Annotated in this window: 16 protein-coding genes; 10 read left to right on the plus strand and 6 right to left on the minus strand. The window is 62.4% G+C overall.

Going from position 1 to position 20,387, the window contains the following annotated elements; all coding sequences use genetic code 11:
* On the plus strand, window positions 1–842 hold an 842-nt coding region (locus tag DWX58_RS14945; protein ID WP_199648875.1), incomplete at its 5' end, for a [Fe-Fe] hydrogenase large subunit C-terminal domain-containing protein.
* 95 nt (window positions 843–937) lie between these two features.
* Here DWX58_RS14945 and DWX58_RS14950 read toward each other — a convergent pair.
* Window positions 938–3,337: a SpoIIE family protein phosphatase gene (locus DWX58_RS14950; protein WP_243093567.1), complete on the minus strand. Its 2,400-nt coding sequence runs from the start codon at window positions 3,335–3,337 to the stop codon at window positions 938–940.
* A gap of 181 nt (window positions 3,338–3,518) precedes the next feature.
* Here DWX58_RS14950 and DWX58_RS14955 point away from each other — a divergent pair, with 181 nt between their 5' ends.
* The 5 genes from DWX58_RS14955 (at window position 3,519) to DWX58_RS14975 (ending at window position 8,389) form a co-directional block, all read left to right on the plus strand.
* Entirely contained in the window at window positions 3,519–3,866 is a 348-nt protein-coding gene (locus tag DWX58_RS14955) for an Asp23/Gls24 family envelope stress response protein (protein ID WP_118645370.1), read from the plus strand.
* A gap of 28 nt (window positions 3,867–3,894) precedes the next feature.
* Complete coding sequence (locus tag DWX58_RS14960; protein WP_118645373.1) at window positions 3,895–5,541, plus strand: DAK2 domain-containing protein; 1,647 nt, start codon at window positions 3,895–3,897, stop codon at window positions 5,539–5,541.
* 154 nt (window positions 5,542–5,695) lie between these two features.
* Entirely contained in the window at window positions 5,696–6,661 is a 966-nt protein-coding gene (locus DWX58_RS14965) for an ABC transporter substrate-binding protein (protein WP_118645376.1), read from the plus strand.
* The gene (locus DWX58_RS14970; RefSeq protein WP_118645379.1) at window positions 6,618–7,637 is read left to right on the plus strand and encodes an iron ABC transporter permease; all 1,020 of its coding nucleotides are present in this window, start codon (window positions 6,618–6,620) and stop codon (window positions 7,635–7,637) included. The genes DWX58_RS14965 and DWX58_RS14970 overlap by 44 nt, the downstream gene beginning before the upstream one ends.
* The gene (locus DWX58_RS14975; protein WP_118645382.1) at window positions 7,634–8,389 is read left to right on the plus strand and encodes an ABC transporter ATP-binding protein; all 756 of its coding nucleotides are present in this window, start codon (window positions 7,634–7,636) and stop codon (window positions 8,387–8,389) included. Before DWX58_RS14970 ends, DWX58_RS14975 begins: the two co-directional genes overlap by 4 nt.
* Before the next feature lie 43 nt (window positions 8,390–8,432).
* Here the strand turns inward: DWX58_RS14975 and cobA are convergent, their stop codons facing one another.
* The 3 genes from cobA to DWX58_RS14985 all read right to left on the minus strand — a co-directional run bounded on the left by cobA (window position 8,433) and on the right by DWX58_RS14985 (window position 13,117).
* Window positions 8,433–9,896, minus strand: coding sequence for a uroporphyrinogen-III C-methyltransferase (gene cobA, locus DWX58_RS14980; protein ID WP_243093569.1), 1,464 nt, complete (start codon window positions 9,894–9,896; stop codon window positions 8,433–8,435).
* On the minus strand, window positions 9,887–10,510 hold the full coding sequence (locus tag DWX58_RS15805; protein WP_243093571.1) for a bifunctional precorrin-2 dehydrogenase/sirohydrochlorin ferrochelatase: 624 nt from the start codon (window positions 10,508–10,510) through the stop codon (window positions 9,887–9,889). The genes cobA and DWX58_RS15805 overlap by 10 nt, the downstream gene beginning before the upstream one ends.
* 114 nt (window positions 10,511–10,624) lie before the next feature.
* Window positions 10,625–13,117, minus strand: a complete 2,493-nt coding sequence (locus DWX58_RS14985; RefSeq protein WP_199648877.1) for a hybrid sensor histidine kinase/response regulator — start codon at window positions 13,115–13,117, stop codon at window positions 10,625–10,627.
* A 394-nt stretch (window positions 13,118–13,511) separates the two neighbouring features.
* On the opposite strand from DWX58_RS14985, the gene DWX58_RS14990 reads away from it, so the two are divergent.
* The 4 genes from DWX58_RS14990 to DWX58_RS15005 all read left to right on the plus strand — a co-directional run bounded on the left by DWX58_RS14990 (window position 13,512) and on the right by DWX58_RS15005 (window position 16,676).
* Entirely contained in the window at window positions 13,512–14,027 is a 516-nt protein-coding gene (locus tag DWX58_RS14990; RefSeq protein ID WP_118645388.1) for an RNA polymerase sigma factor, read from the plus strand.
* Window positions 14,024–14,896 carry a DUF3298 and DUF4163 domain-containing protein gene (locus DWX58_RS14995; RefSeq protein WP_118645391.1) on the plus strand — a complete coding sequence of 291 codons (873 nt, stop codon included), beginning with the start codon at window positions 14,024–14,026 and terminating at the stop codon, window positions 14,894–14,896. The genes DWX58_RS14990 and DWX58_RS14995 overlap by 4 nt, the downstream gene beginning before the upstream one ends.
* 24 nt (window positions 14,897–14,920) lie before the next feature.
* Window positions 14,921–15,823 (plus strand): GDSL-type esterase/lipase family protein, encoded by a 903-nt coding sequence (locus tag DWX58_RS15000; protein ID WP_118645394.1) that lies wholly within the window; start codon window positions 14,921–14,923, stop codon window positions 15,821–15,823.
* A 229-nt stretch (window positions 15,824–16,052) separates the two neighbouring features.
* Window positions 16,053–16,676, plus strand: coding sequence for a zinc ribbon domain-containing protein (locus tag DWX58_RS15005; protein WP_118645397.1), 624 nt, complete (start codon window positions 16,053–16,055; stop codon window positions 16,674–16,676).
* Window positions 16,677–16,854: 178 nt separating this feature from the next.
* Here DWX58_RS15005 and DWX58_RS15010 read toward each other — a convergent pair whose 3' ends face one another.
* Both DWX58_RS15010 and DWX58_RS15015 read right to left on the minus strand, forming a co-directional pair.
* Entirely contained in the window at window positions 16,855–18,552 is a 1,698-nt protein-coding gene (locus tag DWX58_RS15010) for an FAD-dependent oxidoreductase (RefSeq protein ID WP_118645400.1), read from the minus strand.
* Window positions 18,553–18,869: 317 nt separating this feature from the next.
* A complete protein-coding gene (locus DWX58_RS15015; protein WP_118645403.1) occupies window positions 18,870–19,781 on the minus strand; it encodes a DMT family transporter in 912 nt (303 codons plus the stop codon).
* Window positions 19,782–20,387: the final 606 nt, after the last annotated feature.

Below are 20,387 nucleotides of genomic sequence, written 5' to 3' on the forward strand. Positions count from 1 at the left end.
GCTGCTGCCCCGGTTGGGTGCGGTTCCTCAAGGGCCAGTATCCCCAGCTCACCAAGCAGCTGTCCACCGCCAAGAGTCCCCAGCAGATGTTCGGCAGCCTGACCAAGAGCTGGCTGGCTCAGAAGCTGGGGGTGGAGCCGGAGAAGATCTTCTGTGTGTCCATCATGCCCTGCGTGGCCAAGAAGGCGGAGAGCGAGCTGCCCACCATGGCCACCGAGCACGGTCCCGACGTGGATCTGGTGCTCACCACCCGGGAGTTTGTGCGCATGATGCGCGCCGACAAGATTATCCCCTCTCTTCTCCCTGAGGAGGCCCTGGACGACCCTATGGGCGTGTCCACCGGCGCCGGCGTCATCTTCGGTACCACCGGCGGCGTGATGGAGGCCGCCCTGCGTTCCGCCACCTTCCTGCTCACCGGGAAGAACCCCGACCCGGACGCCTTCTCCCAGCTGCGGGAGGGCCCCGGCCTGCGGGAGGCCACCTACGACCTGGCGGGCACCCCGGTGCGCTGCGCCGTGGTCAGCGGTCTGGGCAACACCCGGAAGCTGCTGGAGCGCATTCTGGCGGACAAGGTCCACTACGACTTTGTGGAGGTCATGGCCTGCCCCGGCGGCTGCGTAGGCGGCGGCGGCCAGCCCATTGACAAGGAGGACCGGGAGCTGGGCGGCATCCGGGGCGACCGGCTCTATCAGCTGGACGGTCAGGCTCCCCTGCGCTTCTCCCACGAGAATCCCCAGGTCCAGGCCCTGTATCAGGAGTTTTTGGGCGAGCCCCTCAGCGAGGTCTCCGAGCACCTGCTCCACACCGACCACACCGCCTGGTCCATGCCCAATCAGCTTTAAATCTCCTCCGTACATGGATTACGGGTCCGGATGTACGGCAAATAAACGCTCTTTAACCCAAAAAGGAGCCCGCCATTGGCGGGCTCCTTCTCCTTTTATCTTCGCTTTTCCAGGCGGATGACCAGGGCGGTGCTGTCGTCGGTGGCCTGCTGGGGGCTGCCGGTGATGAGCTCCCGGGCCAGGTCCTTGGGGCTGGCCCCGTCGAAGGCGGCCAGCCGCTCCCGCACCCAGCCGTCCTCCTCCCCGCCGCACACTCCGTCGCTGACCATAAGCACGCTGTCCCCCGGCGCCAGGCGCAGAGAGAAGTGGTCCAGTGGCACGCTGTCCCCCTCCCCCAGCCCGGCAGGCAGGGAGGCGCCGGACAGCCGCTGCACCCCCTCCTTCTTCTTCACGTAGGTGGGGGCGGCCCCCAGCTTGTAGAGCTCCCCCTCCCCGGTAAACAGGTCCAGCTCCAGCAGGTCCACGGTGGTAAAGCCTCCGGCCTCCTCTCCCCGCAGGGCCAGGGCGGAGGACAGGGTGGTAAGGGCCTGCTTGGACTCCACCCCCGCTTGGAGGAGCTGCTCCAGCAGCCGCACCGCCAGGGTGCTCTCCCGGTTGGCCTCCGGGCCGCTGCCCATGCCGTCGCACAGCAGCACATAGAGCTTGCCGTCGGCCCGTTTGAAGTAGGTGCCCGCGTCACCGCTCACCGTCTCGCCGCTCTTCTTCCGGGCCGCCACCCCGGCCACCGCCATTAGGGGCTCCTCCTGGAGGAGGGACAGGCTGTCCTTCCCCTCCTGCTCCAGCCGCAGGGGCACCCCCAACAGGGCGGACAATTCTGCTGTCTTTCCGCCCCGCACCAGGGCGGCGCAGCCGGGGCCCTCCGCCTCAATGCGCACCATCCCCCGGCTGTCCCGGAACACCGCTGCCCGCACATCCAGGCCCAGCTCGGCAATCTTCTGCCGCAGCCGCCGCTCTCCCACTGGGTCGGGCACCAGCTCCCGGCTCAGCTCCGCAGCCGCCGCCCCCAGCAGGTCGGACAGCTGGGCGTACTGCCGGCACACCGCCGCCCGGCTCTCCCGCACCCGGGCGTTATACTGCCGCCGGTAAAAGAGGGCGGTGAGCTCCTGGTTCACCGCCTCCAGAAAGGCGGGAAAGTGGAGGCAGCGGTCGGCAAAGTGCCGGGGAAAGTCCCCAGCCTCCGCCCGCCCCCGTTCCACCATGGCAGGAGTGGCGTCGTTGAGGGCGTTGAAGGTGGTGGTATAGTCCTGCTTCCAGCACCGCCCCATGAGGGAGCAGCCCCGGCACACCCGCCCCGCCGCCCGGTCAAAGACCACCGACACATCGTTGTCGTTCCGGGGCGGCCGGAAAGCGGTTTTCAGGGAATCGCCCAGGGTGCGGAAGGCCCGGGCGGTGGCCTCCAGCTTCTCCTGGACAATTTTCTGTGCCCGCACGTCGGCGGGACCCGCCGGGTCGGGGGCCAGCCACACCCCCAGCCGCCGCAGGGAGCGCTGGGGCAGCAGCAGAAAGGCCATGGAGGCCAGAAAGACCTCATAGAGGATTTCCAGGGGCACGCCCCGATTCCAGGTGGCCAGCACCGCCCCGGCATCCGCCAGTACATAGACCAGGGCGGCCCGGAAGCGCCGGCTCCCCCGGCACAGCCCGGCCATCAGACCGGACATACCCAGCACCATGGCGTACATGGGGGTACCGCCCCCCACCAAGTCCATGCCGCTGCCCAGCACCACTCCGGCCACCGCGCCTGTGGCCATTCCCCCCTGCCAGGCTCCGCACAGCACCGCCAGCACCGCCAGGGTGCGCCCCAGGGAAATGCCCTCCCACAGCTCCACCGGTTCCAGCGCCATGAGCAGGGTGCACACCAGCACCAGCAGTCCCCGCCGTCCCGCCGGGGCGCACAGCCGTGCCTCGCTGCTCTGTCCCAGAGGCGTCATGGTGCCCCGGTAGCACCAGGCCGTCCCCGCGGTGAGCAGCCCCTCCAGAATGAGGGCGCTGGTCTCCGCCGCCCCCCATCCGCTCTGGGCCAGCAGAACCGACCCCGTGAAGAAGGTGAAAGCGCCCCCCAGCACCGGCATCACCCAGGGCCGGCGGAACCATTTGATGTCATAAAAGGCGAAGGCCACCGCAAAGGTGAGCACCGCCGCCGAGGCGTGGCGCAGCCCCTGGGAAAAGCCCAGCATGCACAAGTAGCCAAAGCAGCTACCCAGCAGGGCGCCCGCTCCCCGCAGCCCCGACCCGGCCGCCGCCACCATGGCCACCCCAAAGGGGGCGCAGTCCTCCGGCAGCTCCGCCCCCGCCAGCACCGCGGAGAGCAGAAAGTAAATGGCCGTCTCCGCGCCCAGGCTTACGGCGGACAGGGACAGGCGCACCTGCCTCTCCTGCCCGGACTGCCGACCCAGCTTGGTCAGCTTGTGTTTCATGGTTTCTCTGGCTGTCATGCCCGTCTCCTCCGTCTGCTTGTCCGATGTAAATGCCGCCTTGCGGATTTTATGTCGTCTCATTATATTCCATATTTTGGAAAATACTCGTCGAAAGGGGGCAGGCGAAGGAGGGCGGATTGCGTCGGCCTCTCAGACCGGGAAGGTGGGAATTGGGGCTTGTATTTTTGGCCAAAATCGAATACAATGTAGGGTGTATTCATGTATAATCCCTTAATCCTGAGGGAAAGGAAGGTAATGCCCTATGAAACTGCAAAACGATCTGGGCGAGATCCGCATCAGCAGCGATGTGTTCACTGCCATCACCGGCAGTGCGGCCACCAACTGCTACGGCGTCAAAGGTATGGCGGTCCGCTCCAAGACCGACGGTCTGGTCCACCTGCTCAAGCGGGAATCCATGGCTAAGGGCGTCAAGGTATATTACAACGAGGACGGCACCGTCTCCATCGAGCTGCACATCATCGTGGAAAACGGCGTCAACCTGATGGCCGTGTGCCGCTCTATCATGAGCGAGGTGCGCTATGTGGTCAGCAAGACCACCGGCGTGGAAGTGGCCTCTGTGGATGTGTGTGTGGATTCCATGCGCTTCTAACCATTCGGAGAAAGGAATATTGCCGACTATGATTCAGAATATTGATGCGGCGGCCTTCCAGCGGATGGTAGTCCATGGGGCAGCCGCCATTAACGCCCAAAAGCAGGCCATTAACGACCTGAACGTCTTCCCCGTCCCCGATGGGGACACCGGCACCAACATGTCTCTGACCATTGGCGCCGCCGTGCCTGATATGCAGAACAAGCGCTATGACTCCGTGGGCCAGGCCGCCCAGGGAACCGCATCCGCCCTGCTGCGGGGCGCCCGGGGCAACTCCGGCGTCATTCTCTCCCTGCTGTTCCGCGGCTTTGCCAAGGCCATCAAGGAGAAGGAGATTATGGACGGCCGGGATCTGGCTATCGCCCTGGACTTCGGTGTGGCTGCCGCCTACAAGGCCGTTATGAAGCCCGCCGAGGGCACCATCCTCACCGTCTCCCGCCTGGCCGCCGCCCGCGCTGCCGGCTGCGCCCGGGAAAACGACAATCTGGAGGCCGTGCTGGAGGCCGCCATCGAGGAGGGCCATAAGGCCCTGGACAACACCATCAACCAGAATCCCGTCCTGAAGAAGGCCGGAGTGGTGGATGCCGGCGGCAAGGGCTTCCTGGTCATTCTCCAGGGCATGCTGGACGAGCTGCGCGGCCTGCCCATGCCCGAGATGGCCTCGGAGGAGGAGAAGGCCCCCGCCGACAAGGCGGAGTTCGGTGTATTCTCCACCGAGGAAATCAAGTTCGGCTACTGCACTGAGTTTATCTGCTCCCGGGACACCAAGAAGGACCCGGAACTGCTGCGGGGCTTCTGCAGCAACCTGGGCGACAGCCTGGTGCTGGTGGACGACGACGACATCATCAAGGTCCACGTCCACACCAACGATCCCGGTCTGGTCCTCCAGGAGGCGCTGACCTACGGTGCCCTTCTGAAGGTGAAGATCGAGAACATGCGGGAGCAACACACCGAGATTCTGGAGGAGGCCGCTCAGAGCCAGCAGCCTGCCGCCCCGGTGAAGGCCGCGCCGGAGAAGAAGTTTGGCTATGTGGCCGTGTGCGCCGGCGCCGGCCTGGAGGCCGTGTTCCGTGATCTGGGCGTGGATGGCCTGGTGGGCGGCGGTCAGACCATGAACCCCTCCACTGAGGACATTCTGAAGGAGATTGACGCCACTCCGGCGGAGATTGTCTTTGTCCTGCCCAACAACAAGAACATCATCATGGCCGCCCAGCAGTGTGAGCGCATGTGTGAGGACAAAAAGGTGGTCATCATCCCCACCAAGACGGTGCCCCAGGGCATCGCCGCCATGCTGGCGGTGGATCCCGACGCCAGCGAGGAGGATAACACCGCCGCCATGAACGAGGCCTTCGGCCGGGTGCGCACCAGCGAGATTACCTACGCCGCCCGTGACTCCGACTTCGGCGGCTTCGCCATCAAGCAGGGGGACTACCTGGCTCTGGAGGAGGGCCAGCTCTTCGGCACCGACCAGGAGCTGGACACTCTGCTGGACCGTCTGGCTCACTCGGACAGCCACCAGGAGGCGGAGTTCATCTCCATCTTCTACGGCCAGGACGTCACCGAGGAGCAGGCCCAGCAGGCCGAAAAGCTCTTCGCCGCCGCCTGCCCCAATGCGGAGGTCAGCCTCCTGCCCGGCGGTCAGCCCGTGTACTACTATATGATTTCCGCCGAGTAACTCTCATCTTATTTGCCGGGACAGGCACGCGCCTGTCCCGGCTTTTTTGTTCCGGGTCTGTTTTTCTGGTGTCCGGCTCCCGGTTATGATAAAATAGGGAACACCAAACCGCCCCTCTTTCCCGGCGGCGGCAAGCATCTCGTTGGAGGTCTGCATGAAACGTATTTTTTCTCTGGTGCTGATCTGCGCCCTGGTTCTGTCCGGCTGCGCCCCAGCGGGAACCAGCTCCTCCTCCCCTTCTTCCGCTTCTGCTTCCGGTGAAAGTGAGCTGATCACCTTCACCGACGATCTGGGCCGTACGGTTTCTCTGTCGAAGCCAGAGCGGGTGGCCTGCCTCATCGGCAGCTTTGCCGACCTCTGGTGCCTGGCGGGGGGTAAGGACGCCCTGGTGGCCGCGGCGGACGACACCTGGACCAGCTTCGACCTGGGGCTGGGGGAGGATGTGGCTAACCTGGGGGCGGTAAAGGAGCCCAATGTGGAGCTCCTGCTCCAGTCCAAGCCCGACCTGGTCATCGCCAGCAGCAATACTGACGCCCAGGTGGCCCTGCTGGACACTCTGGAGGGCATGGGGCTGACGGTGGCCTACTTCAAGGTATCCAGCTTCCAGGACTACTTAAACATGCTGGACATCTGCACCCGGCTCACCGGCCGGACGGACTGCTATGAGCAGTACGGCCAGGCCCTTCAGGACCAGGTGGACGCGGCCAAGGCCAAATGTGCCGGGCTCAGTCCCACAGTACTGTACGTCCGGGCCACCGGCTCCAGCTGCAAGGTGAAAAACAGCCAGGACACGGTACTGGGGGAGATGCTGGCCGACCTGGGCTGCGTCAACATCGCCGACAGCAGCGAAAGCCTGCTGGAGCAGCTGAGCCTGGAGGTCATCCTGGACCAAGACCCCGACTTCATCTTTGCCATTCTCCAGGGCTCGGATCCTACGGACGCCCAGCGCACCCTGGATGAAACCCTGCTCTCCAACCCCGCCTGGCAGAGCCTGACGGCGGTGAAGGAGGGGCGCTTCTTCGTGCTGGACGACCAGCTCTATAATCTGAAACCAAACGCACGGTGGGGGGATGCCTATGAACAGCTTGCGGACCTGCTCTGCGCCAACGCGCCGGCGTAACCGGCGGGTGGCAGTGGGGCTGCTGGCCTGCCTGCTGCTGGCCGGGGTATTCAGCCTGGCCCTGGGCCCGGTGTCTCTGTCCCCGGCTGAGGTACTCACCGCCCTCATCGGCAAAGGGGACGACACCGCCTTCCAGATTGTCCGGAACTTCCGCCTGCCCCGCACCCTGGGCTGTCTGCTGGCGGGGGCGGCCCTGGCCGTGTCCGGCGCCATCATCCAGAGCGTGCTGGCCAATCCCCTGGCCGCCCCCAACATCATCGGGGTCAACTCCGGAGCCGGGCTGATGGTGGCCCTGTGCTGTGCCCTGGCCCCCTCGGCGGCGGCCTGGGTGCCGGTGATGGCCTTTGTCGGAGCCCTGGGCGGCGTACTGCTGGTGCTGGCCATCGCCCGGCACACCGGAGCCTCCCGGCTCACCCTGGTATTGGCGGGGGTGGCGGTGTCCAGCGTGTTCAGCGCGGGCATTGACGCCATCCTCACCTTCTTCCCCGACGCCCTCAACGGCTACTCCGACTTCCGCATCGGCGGATTTTCTAACCTGACCATGGCCAAGGTGGTGCCCGCCTTCTGGCTCATTCTGGTGGCCCTCATTGCCGCCCTCTCCCTCAGCCACGAGATGGACGTGCTGGCTCTTGGGAGCGACACCGCCCAGAGCCTGGGCCTGCCCGTGAAGCGCTACCGCCTGGTCCTGCTCACCATTGCAGCCGCTCTGGCGGGAGCGGCGGTGAGCTTTGCGGGGCTTCTGGGCTTTGTGGGCCTCATTGTGCCCCACATGATGCGCCGTCTGGTGGGAGAGGAGAGCCGCCCCCTGCTGCTCACCTGCGCCCTGGGGGGCGGAGCGCTGCTCACCCTGTGCGATACCCTGGCCCGCATTCTCTTTGCCCCCTACGAGCTGCCCGTGGGCATTGTGCTCTCCCTGGGGGGCGGGCCCTTCTTCCTGTGGCTGCTGCTGCGGCAGAGAGGAGGGCGGCTTCCGTGATTGAGCTTACCAATCTGCGGGCAGGCTACCCCGGCCGCACCGTGCTGGAGGACATCACCCTCTCCTTCCCGCCGGGCCAGGTGCTGGCCCTGGTGGGGCCCAACGGCAGCGGAAAGAGCACCCTCCTGCGCACCGCCCTGGGGCTCATCCCCAAGCTGGGGGGTGAAATCCGGGTGGACGGGGACAAGTTGGAGGACCTCTCCCCCCGGCAGCTGGCCCAGCGGGCAGCCTATCTGGCCCAGTCCCGGCCGGTACCCAACATCACCGCCGGGCGTATGGTACTCCACGGCCGCTTCCCCTACCTGTCCTATCCCCGGCGCTACCGCCCGGAGGACCACGCCATCGCCCAAAAGGCCCTGGAGCAGGCCGACGCCCTGGACCTGGCCCGGCGGCCCATGCCCCAGCTGTCCGGCGGCCAGCGGCAAAAGGTGTATCTGGCCATGGCCCTGGCCCAGGACACGGGGACGGTGCTGCTGGACGAGCCCACCACCTACCTGGATGTGGGCCACCAGCAGGAGGTGATGGTCACCGCCCGTCTTCTGGCCTCGGAGGGCAAGGCGGTGGTGGCCGTTCTCCACGATTTGTGCCTGGCCATGCGGTTTGCCCATCGGCTGGCGGTTCTGGACGGGGGCCGGCTCCAGGGCGTGGGCACCCCGGAGGAGCTCTACCAGAGCGGCATTCTGGACCAGGTGTTCTCCATCACCCTTCGCCGGGTGGAGACGGAGGACGGCTGGCGCTACTACTACCAATAAAAAGAGGTCCGGAGACTGAGAATGTCTCCGGACCTCTTTTTCATTATACTCTGCCCAGCAGCTCCAGGACAGCCTGGGCCAGTCCCTCCACGGAGATATCCCGGGCCACCGCCACTTTTCCGGCGGTTCTCCCCTCCAGGGCGGCAGCGGTCACCTCCCCGATGCACACACAGGGACAGCCCTCGGGCACCCCTCCGTACCGCTCCAAAAACCGTTCCACCCCGCCTGCGCTGGCAAAGGTGAGGCAGTCCAGGGGCGGCAGGGCGGCGGGGCACGCCCCCTCTGTCACCCGGTAGGTGGCCACGTCCCGCACGGGGAGCCCCGCCTCCTCCAGCATCCGGGGCAGCTCCCGGCTCCCCTGCTCTGAGCGGAGAAGCACCATCTCCTCCCCCGGCCGGGCCGCTTTGATGAGGGCCTGGGCCAGCCCCCGGCTGGTCTGCTCCGCCGGGCACAAATCAGGCTGGATGCCGTGGTGCTCCAGGGCCGCTCCGGTGGCCCGGCCGATGACCGCAACGGAGCACCGGCCCAGAGTACGCACATCCCGGCGGGCCTCCCGCAGACGGCGGAAGAAGGCCCGCACCCCGTTGGCACTGGTAAAGACCAGCCACCGGCTCCCCGGTCCGTCCAGCATCTCCAGCGGCCAGTCCAGCCGCTCCACCTCCGGCCGCTCCAGCCGCAGGCAGAAGGCCCCCAGCTCCTCCAGAGCTCGTTTCAGCCGCCCGGCCACCTGCTCCGTGCCGGTGATTCCCACCCGCACCCCGGACAGGGGACGAAATACCGTGGGGCTCAGATCCAGCGCGGCGGTCTCTCCCACCACAATGACGGCGGGGGGCCGCACCCCGGCCGCCCGTTGGGCAATGGTCTCCAGGGTGCCCCGGACGACGGCGGGATGGAGGGAATTGCCCCCGGAGAGGACGGCGGCGGGGGTATCTCCCCTCCGTTCCCCCTCCATGAGCCGCCGGGCGATGGCCTCCAGCCGTCCCAGGCCCATGAGGAAGACCAGGGTACCCTCCAACTTGGCCAGCTCCTCCAGATTCCGGGGCAGGCCGTCGGAGGTATCGGCGGTGTGGCCGGTGATGACGTGGAAGGACCGGCTCAGCCTCCGGTGGGTCACCGGGATGCCTGCGGCGGCGGGAATGGCAATGGCAGAGGAGATGCCGGGCACCTCCTCGCAGGGGATGCCCGCCTCCTTCAGGGCCAGCATCTCCTCCCCGCCCCGGCCGAAGACAAAGGGGTCGCCCCCCTTGAGGCGCACCACCGTCAGCCCCTCCTGGGCCAGGGCGATGAGGGCGGCGGCAATCTCCTCCTGGGGGGCCGAGTGGTGGCCGCTGCGCTTGCCCATGTAGAGGGTCCTTGCCCCCGCCGGGACATACTCCAGCAGGGCGGGGTCAATAAGGTCGTCGTAGACCACCGCGTCACAGCGCTCCAGCAGCCGCAGCCCCCGCACCGTGATAAGGTCCGCCCGGCCGCAGCCCGCCCCCACCAGATACACTTCTCCTACCGGCATGGTTCTGCCTCCTTTAAGCATTCTTCCCGCTCTTCCACTGTGAGTGGCCGTCCCAATCCCAGGCAGGCAGAAAAGAGGGCGGAAAAGCCCCGGGCCCGGTCCCGCTCCTCCGGCCAGCGGGCCTTGAGCATGGGCCGCTGCTCCTCCAGCCAGGCCAGAATGGCCTCCAGCCCCTCCGGCAGCAGGGCGGCAATCTGCTCCTTCAGCCAGATGGCGGCAGTGGGGCTGCTCCCCCCGGTGGAGATGCCCACAGACAGCTCCCCCCGCTTCACCAGGGCGGGAAACAGGAAGGAGCAGGCCTCCTTGTCATCCACCACGTTGACGGGGATGCCCTTCTCCCGGCACAGCCCGGCCACCTGGTGGTTGAGGGCCCGGTCCCCCGAGGCGGCGATGACAAAGGCCATCCCCTCCACGTCCTCCTCCCGGAAGGGACGGCGGACCAGGGTGAGGGAGGGCAGGGCGGCCAGCTCGGGACCAATCTCCGGGGCCACCACCGTCAGCCTGGGGCCGTAGGGCAGCAGCTTCTCCGCCTTGCGCAGGGCCACCGTCCCGCCCCCCACGATGAGGCCGGGGGCGTTCTCCAGCTGAATAAAAAAGGGGAAGTATCCCACCACAATTCACCTCTTCCAAGGATGTACGTTTTCTTCCAACCATTTGGTCTGTTCACGGGCCGACCGCGAACCGGAGTCCCCCGCTGCGCTCCCGCAGCCGGGCTGGGGTTCCTTTAATTAATGTTTGTCCATCAGGGAGGACAGGGTGCGGCACAGCAGGGCAAAGTCGATGGGCTTGGAGATGTGAGCGTTCATCCCCGCCGCCGTGGTGGCCGCAATATCCTCGGCAAAGGCGTTGGCCGTCACCGCCAGAATGGGCACCTGCCCGGCGTCCGGCCGGTGCATGGCCCGGATGCGCCGGGCCGCCTCACAGCCGTCCATCTCGGGCATCTGCATGTCCATTAAAATGGCGTCAAAGGCAAAGGGCTCCGACGCCTGAAACTGTTCCACCGCCTCCCGACCGTTCCAGGCCTGGGTGACCTTCACCCCGTTCATGGACAGAATCTCCGTGGCCAGCTCCATGTTGATCTCGTTGTCCTCCGCCAACAGGACGTGCCGTCCCTCCAGGCTGACGGTCTCCGCCGCCGGCTTGGCGGGCTGGTGCTCCTCCTCCTGCTCCGCCCGGGCGAAGGGCAGCACCACCGTGAAGGTACTGCCCTCCCCGGGGCGGCTGTTCACGGTGATTTCCCCGTTCATCTGGGCCACCAGGTTCTTGGTGATGGGCATGCCCAGGCCGGTGCCCGCCGCCCGCTTGGCGGAGAAGCGCAGCTCCCGGCTGTACGTTTCAAACAGGTGGGGCAGGAACTCCGGCGACATGCCGATGCCCGTGTCCGCCACCACAAACTGGTACTTGGCATATTCCCCCTGGTCCATCTGCCGGACCTCCAGGGCAACGCGGTCCCCCCGCTCTGTAAATTTGAAGGCGTTGGAGAGGAGGTTATTGAGAATCTGCTGGATGCGGAAGCCGTCCGCCTCCACCCACACCTGCCTCAGGTCAAAGGACAGCTCCAGGGTCTTGCCCTCGGTCTGGGCCTGCACCCGGAAGGGCTCGGCGCACTCCTCCACGCAGGCCCGGAGATCCAGCCGGCTGTTGTTCAGCGTCACCTGTCCCTGCTCCATGCGGGACATGTCCAGAATGTCGTTGATGAGCCCCAGCAGCTGCCGGCTGGATACCCGGATTTTGTCCAGATACTCCTGTACCCTGGGCATGCCCCGGGCATTCTGCCCGGCCAGCTCAGACAGGCCGATGATGGCGTTGAGGGGGGTGCGCATGTCGTGGGACATGCTGCTGAAGAAGGTCTGCTTGGCGGCCTCGTTCTTCTGGGCCACCTCCAGGGTGTCCTGGAGCAGCTTGTGCTCCTGGAGCTGCCGCTGCTTTTCCTCCTCCACCTCCCGGAAGCACAGCACCACCTCCCCCGGCGCCAGGGATTCGTCAAACAACACCCGGACGTTGACCCAGCGATAGGTCTCGCCGAAGCGGCGCCGGAAATCTCCGCCGAAGTCCCGCACCCGGCGGGCCACCAGCTGGCGGATGTTCTCGGGGGAAAAGTTTTCCACAAACTCCTCGTAGGCCTCCGGCTCAATGACCTCACCGATGGTGTGGAGCAGCTCCTCGTAGCCGCCGGTGGGCGGAATGCGGCCCCGCACATAGTCCGAGCCCTTGATCATCTCGTAGCTGCTCTGGCCGTAATCCACCCGATAGAGGGCGTAGTAGGAATTTCCAAGCACCCGCACCGTCTCATTGGTGCGCTCCATACGGGTGCTCACCCGCACATCCCGCCAGGTCAGTACCCCCAGCACCAGCAAAAAGGCCCCCATAATCAGGGAGAACGCCACCGTCACGCGTCCAAATCCTTCCAGCACCTCGCTGTAAGGAACAGTGACAATGGACAGCCAGCCGTTTTCCATCCAGGTATAGTACACCGTGCGCTCCACCCCGTCCAGGTCTGTGACGGTGTCGTCACTGTCCTCCAACTGTCCGGCGTTAATGCAGTCAATGAGCGTATCCAGATAGCTCTGCACCTGCTCATCGCTCCACTCCATTGCCGTCTGTTTGTAGATCAGCTTACCCTGGCGGTCACACAGGAAAAAGGAGCCCGTCCGGGACAGCCCCGGCGCCTCCAGGCGGAAGCGGAGATTCTCCGGGAACACGTCAAAGGCCAGCACCGCGCCGCTCCCGCCGCACAGCTGGGCCGCGGTGATCACCGGCCGGTTGTAAATGGCGTCGGTATAGACGTTGGTGAAGATCACCGCGCCGTCCCCCTCCAGGGCGCTCTGATACCACGGCGTGGACCGGACGTCGTAATCCGCGTCCCCCTCCCAGGGGTTGGCGGCGACGACCACCCCTCCCTCCAGAACCAGATAGGGGTCCACCACGCCGCTGCCCAGCACCGTTTCCAGATGCTGAACATAGATCTCCATCCAGGCCGACAGCCGTTGGGCGCCGCTCCCCTCTTCCAGCATCTGCTCCACCGAGACAGCGCCGAAGGAGAGCAGCGTCTCGTAGACCGTCAGATTGCTCAGCTCCTCGGCGGCATAGCTCCGGGAGAGCGCGGTTCCGGTGTACTGGGCGCTCTCCAGCAGGGCCCAGCGCACCAGCCCCATTCCCATGGCGGACAGAATCAGCAGCGCCGCAAAAACCGCCACATTGAGACGCATCCTCCGCAGCACCCGGTGCCGCCGGGTGGAACGCTTCTTTCCCCCTGTGCCCGGTTTGTCCGGATGGCTTGAATGCCTGTATGTCGTTTCCTGGCTCATGAATTGCCTCCCCTTCCCCGCCGTCCGCTGGCCAGGCGGCCTTTTCTCAGGTTTTAGTATAACGGGTTCGGGGTCCCTTTGTCACTCTTAATTTCCAGATCCCGGCCACGCCGGCCAAAATTCCATGTTTTTCACGTTAAGGACTGCCTTTGTCAACCAATTTCGTGTATAATCCACTCAGACACATTGGGACATGTTCCCGCCCAAATAAAAAAATTTTTTCGGTTGTCACCTTTTCCGTCTTTTTGCCCTCTTATAGAATAGAGCTGCGCATCCACGGGCAATACAGGCAGGAAGACAATCGGATATGGTTCGGCCGGAGGCGCCGGGAAACGGAGCGATTTCAATTTTGGAAGATGTGCAGTGGTTTACCCAGCAGATTCAAGATTGCCAAGCAGGCATGTATCGCCTGGCCATGAGCATTTTGTGCAGTGAGGAGGATGCGGCTGATGCCGCCCAGGATGCCATTTTGATTGCGTATCAGAAGCTGTCCACCCTGCGGGACCGAAGCCGGTTCCGGCCGTGGCTGCTGCGCATCCTGACCCACCAGTGCTACGCCATTCTGCGGCAGCGCAAACAGGTGGTCCCCTTTGACTCCCTGCCGGAGCAGGAGGCGCCCTCTCCCTCCAGCTCCAGCGAGGAGCTGTGGCAGGCGGTATGTGATTTAAGCGAACAGCTGCGCTCGGTGGTGGTTTTGTACTACTACGAGGGCTTCAGCGCCCGGGAAACCGGGGACATTCTTGGCATTTCCGAGGCAAATGTGAAGACACGGCTCTCCCGGGCGCGCAAGCGTCTGCGAGAGCAATTGGAGGTATCCCAATGAATCTGGACGAAGAGCTGCGCCGAAGAGCGCTGGAGCATCCCCCCACACCCTCTCAGAGCTTCTCCCGCCGGGTGGAGGACACCCTGTTTCAGCTGTCCGTTCACCCACCCCGGCGGCGCCGGCGCTGGAGGCCCTTTGTCAGCGTGGTTTCCGCCGCGGCGGTGCTGGCGCTGGTGATTCTCCCCAATTCCAACGCCGCCATGGCCACAGCCCTGGGCCAGCTTCCCGTGGTGGGTTCCCTGTTCCAGGCGGTCACCTTCCGCACCTATTCCGGCGGCGAGGGCGGGGACCACGCCTCCGTCTCCATTCCCCAGATTGTGGGTGAGGGAGACAGCTCCGGCGCTCAGCAAATCAACGAGGAAATCCGGCAATATGCCGACCAGCTCATCGCGGAGTTTGAACGGGAATCCAACGCCGACGGCTATTTCAACCTGGACGTGACCTGGGAAGTAGTCACCAACACCGACCGCTGGTTCACCCTGCGCATCAACTCTGACCGGGTCATGGCCTCCGGCAACCACCAGGAACAGCACTACCACATCGACGTACAAACCGGCCAGCGAAAGACCCTGTCCGATCTGTTCCCGGAGGACTTTGACTATGTCACCGCCATCAGCAGCGAACTGAAGGAGCAGATGCACACCCGGATGGAGCAGGACTCCAGAGAGGTATACTGGCTGAAGGATACCAGCCAGCTGGGCACCTACTACTTTGATGCCATTGATCCGGAGCAGGACTTCTACTTTGACAGCCAGGGGCATCTGGTCATCCCCTTTGACAAGTATGAGGTTGGCCCCGGCAGCACCGGCAGTCCGGAATTCACCCTTTTGTCCCCGCAGCTCTACGAGCAGCTGCTCTACCGACCCTAGCATATCACTTGGAGGAATCATACCATGAGAAAGAGAAAAAACATCGTCCTTTGCTGCGCCCTGGCCGGTCTTCTGGCCTGCCTGCTGTCTCTGTCCGGGTGCAACGCATCCGCCCATCAGGAGGACAAGGGCAGCTCCTCGTCCCAAGGCGCTTCTTCGTCCACTACCTCGGCACCGGATTCCTCCGGTTCCGCCTCTCTGCCCGAGGACGGCAGCAGCTCCTCTGACTCCTCTGCTCCCCAGCAGCCTGATGTCTCTGAGCCGGAGTCTCCCGCTACCCCCTACGATTTCTCCAGCCCGGCGCCGGAGAGTGACCCCGTAGATAACTCCTATTTCCAGGACGCCGCCTTCATCGGTGACTCCCGCACCGACGGCTTCCTCATCTACAGCGGCATTGGCTGCGGCGAGAACCTCACCTCCAACGGCCTGTCCATCTTCAAGCTGGAGTCCAAGAAGGCCATCACCATTGACGGTCAGAGCTACACCGCTCTGGAGGCACTGGGCCGCAAGCAGTACGGCAAGGTTTACCTGTCCTTGGGCGTCAACGAGCTGGGCTACTACGATGACCAGGGCTTCTACGAGGCCTACTGCCGGGCCATCGACGCCATCCGTGCCTGCCAGCCCAACGCCGTCATTTACATCCAGGGTCTCATTCCCCTCAACGAGTCCGTTATTGCTGCAACCGGCGGCGCCAGCTACTTAACAAACGAACACCTGTTGGTGTACAACGACCTTATGAAGCAGGCGGCCGAGGAAAAGCAGGTGGTCTTCCTGGACCTGAATCCTGCCTTCACCGGCCCGGACGGCCAGCTCCCGGAGGATGCCAGCCGGGACGGCGTCCACCTGACCAAGGCCTACTGCGAGCAGTGGCTGGACTATCTGAAAACCCACACGGTGGATTACGACACCCTCTATCCCGCCGGATAACCCCTCTCCCCCTCTTTTTGCCGTGCAGTTGCGTTCATTTTGTCCCGCTGACCGTCCCCCCGTGCTGCCCTCCGGCATCCACGGGGGGACCGAAAATTTTTTCAAGAATTTTTGGACGGGATAAAACCGACAGGGCTTGTTTTGTTACTTAATAACTGTAAGCAATCCCTTTGGCGCGGTCCTCCGTCCCAAGGTGAATGACAAAACAAAAAAGGAAGAGGGAAAACAAATGATGTATTGCGAAAATTGTGGAAAGCAGATCTCCGATGATGCCAACGTGTGCCCCTACTGCGGCCAGCCCACTTCATCCCCTGCGGCGGCCAGCCCCATCGCTCACGCCTCCTTCTCCGCCGGTTCTCTGCAAAATAAGACAGTGGCCGGCATGAGCATCTTCCGCTTTGCCCTTTGTGTGTTTGGGGCACTGCACGTGCTGGGATTCTTCTTTCTGTCCTACGCCAAGCTGTCCGGCGCAGGCTGGCTGCTGAGCTCCGTGCTCCCCAAAAAGATGACCGCCTTGAGCTATATCTCCTTTACCTTTGATATGGCCGACATGGGTCTGGCCGACGGAGGTACGGTGATCCTCAACACCGTAGTCTGCCTGCTGCCTATGCTTGTGGGCCTGCTGGTGCTGAAAAACGGTATCACGTGCAAAAACAAGAAGCGCTATCTGCACTCCGTGATTCTGGGCGTTGTGGCCCTGCTCATCTACATGCTGCTGGGCGCCTCCATGGCTTCCTGCGAGTCCGCCGGCTACGACCTGACCTCCGGCGCCGTGCTGGGCTGCCTGCTGTCCTTGCTCACCGCTGCTGCGGCCGCCGGCGGGTTCCTGATGGACCCCAGCGTCAAGCAGTAATTTCTTTGTCCGGTTCTTTTACCGGCATACCATCCGCATATGAAACAAACCCCACCCGGAACCGAGCCGCTCTGCGGCCTGGTTCCGGGTGGGGTTTTTATCACTTCATTTTATTCTTCTCAGGGGGATGAGATCAGCCAGCCTCTTGGAACACCGTCCAGAAGTGGCCCTGCCACCTTTACTTGAAGTTGTAGGCGGTCACGATGGGCTCTCTGCCTTCAGCCTGGTCATTGAAGTACTCGTACAGGGAAATGCCCAGGAAGGAGCCGCTGACGTTGTAGGCGTTGCGGTAGCCGTTGCCCAACAGCTGGCACAGAGCATAGTAGCTGCGCTGGCCCGTGCGGCAGTGGAGGTACACCGGGATATCCTTGGGAACTTCGTTGATCCGGCCGCGGAACTCGGAAAGAGGAATGTTGATGGCATTCTTCAGATGGCCAGCCTCATACTCATTCTTCTCCCGGACATCAATGATATAGGCGCCGCTCTCCACCAGACCGCGCACCTGGTCCACATGGACCTGGCGAATCCGATCGTAGAGGACATTCAAGCCCACCAGAGCGGCCATATTCACCACGTCCTTGGCCGTGCCGTAGACGGGGGAATAGCAGAGCTCCAGCTCCTTCAGGTCCTCCAGCGTTCCGCCCATGGTGATCATGGTGGCAATCACGTCAATCCGGCGGGTCACATCGCCCTTGCCGATGGCCTGCGCACCCAGGATACGGCCCGTGGGCACCTCAAAGATCAGCTTGAAGGCCATGTAGTGGCTGTCGGGCATGATGCCCACCTTGTCGGGAGGCAGCACATAAGCAATGTCATAGGGGATTCCGGCCTGCTTGGCCATCTTCTCATTCATGCCGGTGCAGGCCGCGTTCTGCTCAAAGACCCGCAGGCAGGAGGAGCCGATATAGCCCTTGTTGTTATGATACTTTCCGCAGATATGATCCGCCGCGGCCCGGGCTTCCCGCTGAGCAGGACCCGCCAGAGCCAGAATACCGTACTGGCGGTTCATACGGCCAAAGGTCTCCACCGCGTCGCCCACTGCGTAGATATCGGGATCATTGGTCTGGTAGTTGTGGTTGACCTTAATGCCCCGTCTGGCGCCGACCTCCAGCCCCGCCTTCACAGCCAGAGTGGTCTCAGGCGCCACGCCAATGGACAGCACCACAGCATCGGCCGGAATCTCCAGCTCCTGCTCGCCCTTTTTGGCCTTCACGCTGGTCTCGGTGATGGCCGTGACCATGCTGGACAGGTAGAGTTTAATGCCCTTATCCATCATCTCCTTGTGGAGAATCTGGACCATATCGTAGTCAAAGGGCCCCATAATCTGGTCGGCACCCTCCACCAGGCTGACGTTCAGTCCGGCGTCCACAAAATTCTCTGCAATTTCAATGCCCACAAAGCCGCCGCCGGCCACAACCAGATTCTTGGCTCCGGTGGTGTCCACATACTCCTTCAGACGGCAGATGTCATCCACATTGCGCACGGTAAATACGTTCTTGTTCCCCGCGCCCTGGATGCTTCTGGGCACCACCGGGTTGGCACCGGGCGCCAGAACCAGCTTATCATAGCTCTCCTTGTAAGTCTTGCCGTCCTTCTCCTGCACGACCACGCACTTCTCGTCCCGCAGGATCTCAATGGCTTCACTGTTGACGCGAACCTGAATGTTGTGCCGGGACAAAAATGCCTGGGGCGTCATCATAATCAGGGCGCTGCTGCTGGCAACGGTCCCGCTCAGGTAATAGGGCAGACTGCAGTTGGAAAACGATACGTAATCACCGCGCTCCAGCATGATGATCTCCGCTTCCTCATCCAGTCTGCGGATTCGGGCTGCCGCAGATGCACCACCTGCTACTCCGCCAATCACGACAACTTTCATTCTTGTAGTTCCCCCTTCATGTAAACTGTCATATTACGTCAGGCCAGGAGCGTCGTGCGTTCTGCTGACCAAATTCACTTCTTGTATCGCCGGAGTGTCGGACGGACTCTCCGGCCAAGACTTTCTCTCTTTATCACAGCACACCGAAACAAGTACAGAGTAACAAAGCTATCAAATTTTGTCAACCGCTTATCGCTTTTTTCATAAAAAGAGCACAAAGCCCTCTGGCGCTTTGTCCGGTTTGCCGGAACACTTGCGTCCCAGCCTCCAGCCGCAGTTTTTCTTCCTCTACACAGCCCTGTTCGGCTTTCCCCTTCTCACCGGGTAGGTAGCCGTGGTGTAGTGCTTCGGTTGGAGAAGACAAAGTTCAAGATAATGCTGGTGGTACACATGACCACTCCCACATAATAGACCGGCCGAATCTCTTCCTGAAACAGCAGCGCTCCCAGAAACGCCGCAACAAAAGACTGGATGGGGAAAAACAGAGAACAGGTACTGGCTTCAAATACAGACAGGCTCTTGTTCCACAGCAGCATGGTCAGCGCGGTTCCCACCACGCCCATATAGACGAGGCACAACACCAAAGGCACATCCAGCACCAGATCGCTGAAGAAAATCTGATCAATCACCACGGTCGGCACATGGAGGGCCATGCTGAACACCATTCCGTACAGCGTAATGATCAGTGCATCATACCGCCCGGAAATCAGGCGGATATAGACCGAAGCAAAGCTCCAGTTTATCACGGAACATAAAATCAGGAAAATGCCCAGCGCCGCTCCCTCGGCATACACATAGGACTGGCTGGTAACCAATACGCCTCCAATGGCCAGGGCAATGCACAGCAACTTCCACCAGGTCAGTTTTTCCTTCAGAATCAGCGCGGCCAGAATGCTGATGGTGAAGGGGTTGATGATGGTAATAAAGCTGCTCAGCGTGGCACCGGCATACTTCACCCCTGCCATATTGAACACAGTGTTGAAATAATATCCCATCAGTCCGGCTGCAATAAAGTATTTCTTGTCCCCCGGCTGAATTTTTACCAACGGCTGCTTTTTATACAGCACAATGGCATACAGTGCAATGCAGGCGACCAAAGAACGGGAAAAGGCCAAAACCGGGATTGACAGCTTCCCTGACGTATATTTGGTCACCGCAAACAGAGATCCCCACAGCACATAAGCCGATATGGGATACAGAATGTGATACCATTTCCGCTCTGAGTTCATAAGCCTGCACACCTCTCCCTTGTGGGTTCCCGACGCACTCGCTGCACTGCCGCCCGGTCTCTCTCCTGTCCCCGGCGGCCTCAGGTTGCCTCCAACGCCCAAAGTGCTGCCCAGTACCGTCTGATTTCACCCCCATCTTAAGAAGTTTTTTCGGCAAAGTCAAGAAGAGAAATGCCCCTTTACCAGCTTCCGATTGTGAAAGTACGCCAAAATCTACTTTATGAGAACCCAGCCATCGTCCGGTGCATCTTTTCTCGTTTATGGGCCTGCGGAAATGTTCCAAAAAAAATGTATTTTTTGTTTTTTTAGGTTTTATCCATTTTTTCTTAATAAATATCGATTATAACTCCGTTTTTTCGCATTAAAAATAACCTACTTCAACGCTTCCGCTTTGTTTGTCCGTTCTTGACAAGCACCATGTTATCGCTATAATGTACTAAAGCAGGGACATTTGCACCTGCTGGTGGACTGCTCTCTCTGAAATTCTGGCATGAACTGATTTGTCCCCCATTTCCCGCGGCAGTGTTTTCCGGGTTAAACATGCACGGGAATACAATAAATCTGTATTTTGTGGAGGTAATTATGGAGAAAACAGAACTGAAAAAG

This window comes from Pseudoflavonifractor sp. AF19-9AC (genome assembly GCF_003478995.1).
In the GTDB taxonomy this organism is placed as follows: Bacteria; Bacillota; Clostridia; order Oscillospirales; family Oscillospiraceae; genus Lawsonibacter.

Excerpts from the sequence above, each read along its gene's own strand:
- cobA (WP_243093569.1), bottom strand. The coding sequence starts at position 9,896 with ATGCCGGTAGGAGAAGTGTATCTGGTGGGGGCGGGCTGCGGCCGGGCG.
- DWX58_RS14960 (WP_118645373.1), top strand. The coding sequence starts at position 3,895 with ATGATTCAGAATATTGATGCGGCGGCCTTCCAGCGGATGGTAGTCCAT.
- DWX58_RS14955 (WP_118645370.1), top strand. The coding sequence starts at position 3,519 with ATGAAACTGCAAAACGATCTGGGCGAGATCCGCATCAGCAGCGATGTG.
- DWX58_RS15005 (WP_118645397.1), top strand. The coding sequence starts at position 16,053 with ATGATGTATTGCGAAAATTGTGGAAAGCAGATCTCCGATGATGCCAAC.
- DWX58_RS14990 (WP_118645388.1), top strand. The coding sequence starts at position 13,512 with ATGGTTCGGCCGGAGGCGCCGGGAAACGGAGCGATTTCAATTTTGGAA.
- DWX58_RS15010 (WP_118645400.1), bottom strand. The coding sequence starts at position 18,552 with ATGAAAGTTGTCGTGATTGGCGGAGTAGCAGGTGGTGCATCTGCGGCA.
- DWX58_RS14965 (WP_118645376.1), top strand. The coding sequence starts at position 5,696 with ATGAAACGTATTTTTTCTCTGGTGCTGATCTGCGCCCTGGTTCTGTCC.
- DWX58_RS14970 (WP_118645379.1), top strand. The coding sequence starts at position 6,618 with ATGAACAGCTTGCGGACCTGCTCTGCGCCAACGCGCCGGCGTAACCGG.
- DWX58_RS14995 (WP_118645391.1), top strand. The coding sequence starts at position 14,024 with ATGAATCTGGACGAAGAGCTGCGCCGAAGAGCGCTGGAGCATCCCCCC.
- DWX58_RS15015 (WP_118645403.1), bottom strand. The coding sequence starts at position 19,781 with ATGAACTCAGAGCGGAAATGGTATCACATTCTGTATCCCATATCGGCT.
- DWX58_RS14950 (WP_243093567.1), bottom strand. The coding sequence starts at position 3,337 with ATGAGACGACATAAAATCCGCAAGGCGGCATTTACATCGGACAAGCAG.
- DWX58_RS15000 (WP_118645394.1), top strand. The coding sequence starts at position 14,921 with ATGAGAAAGAGAAAAAACATCGTCCTTTGCTGCGCCCTGGCCGGTCTT.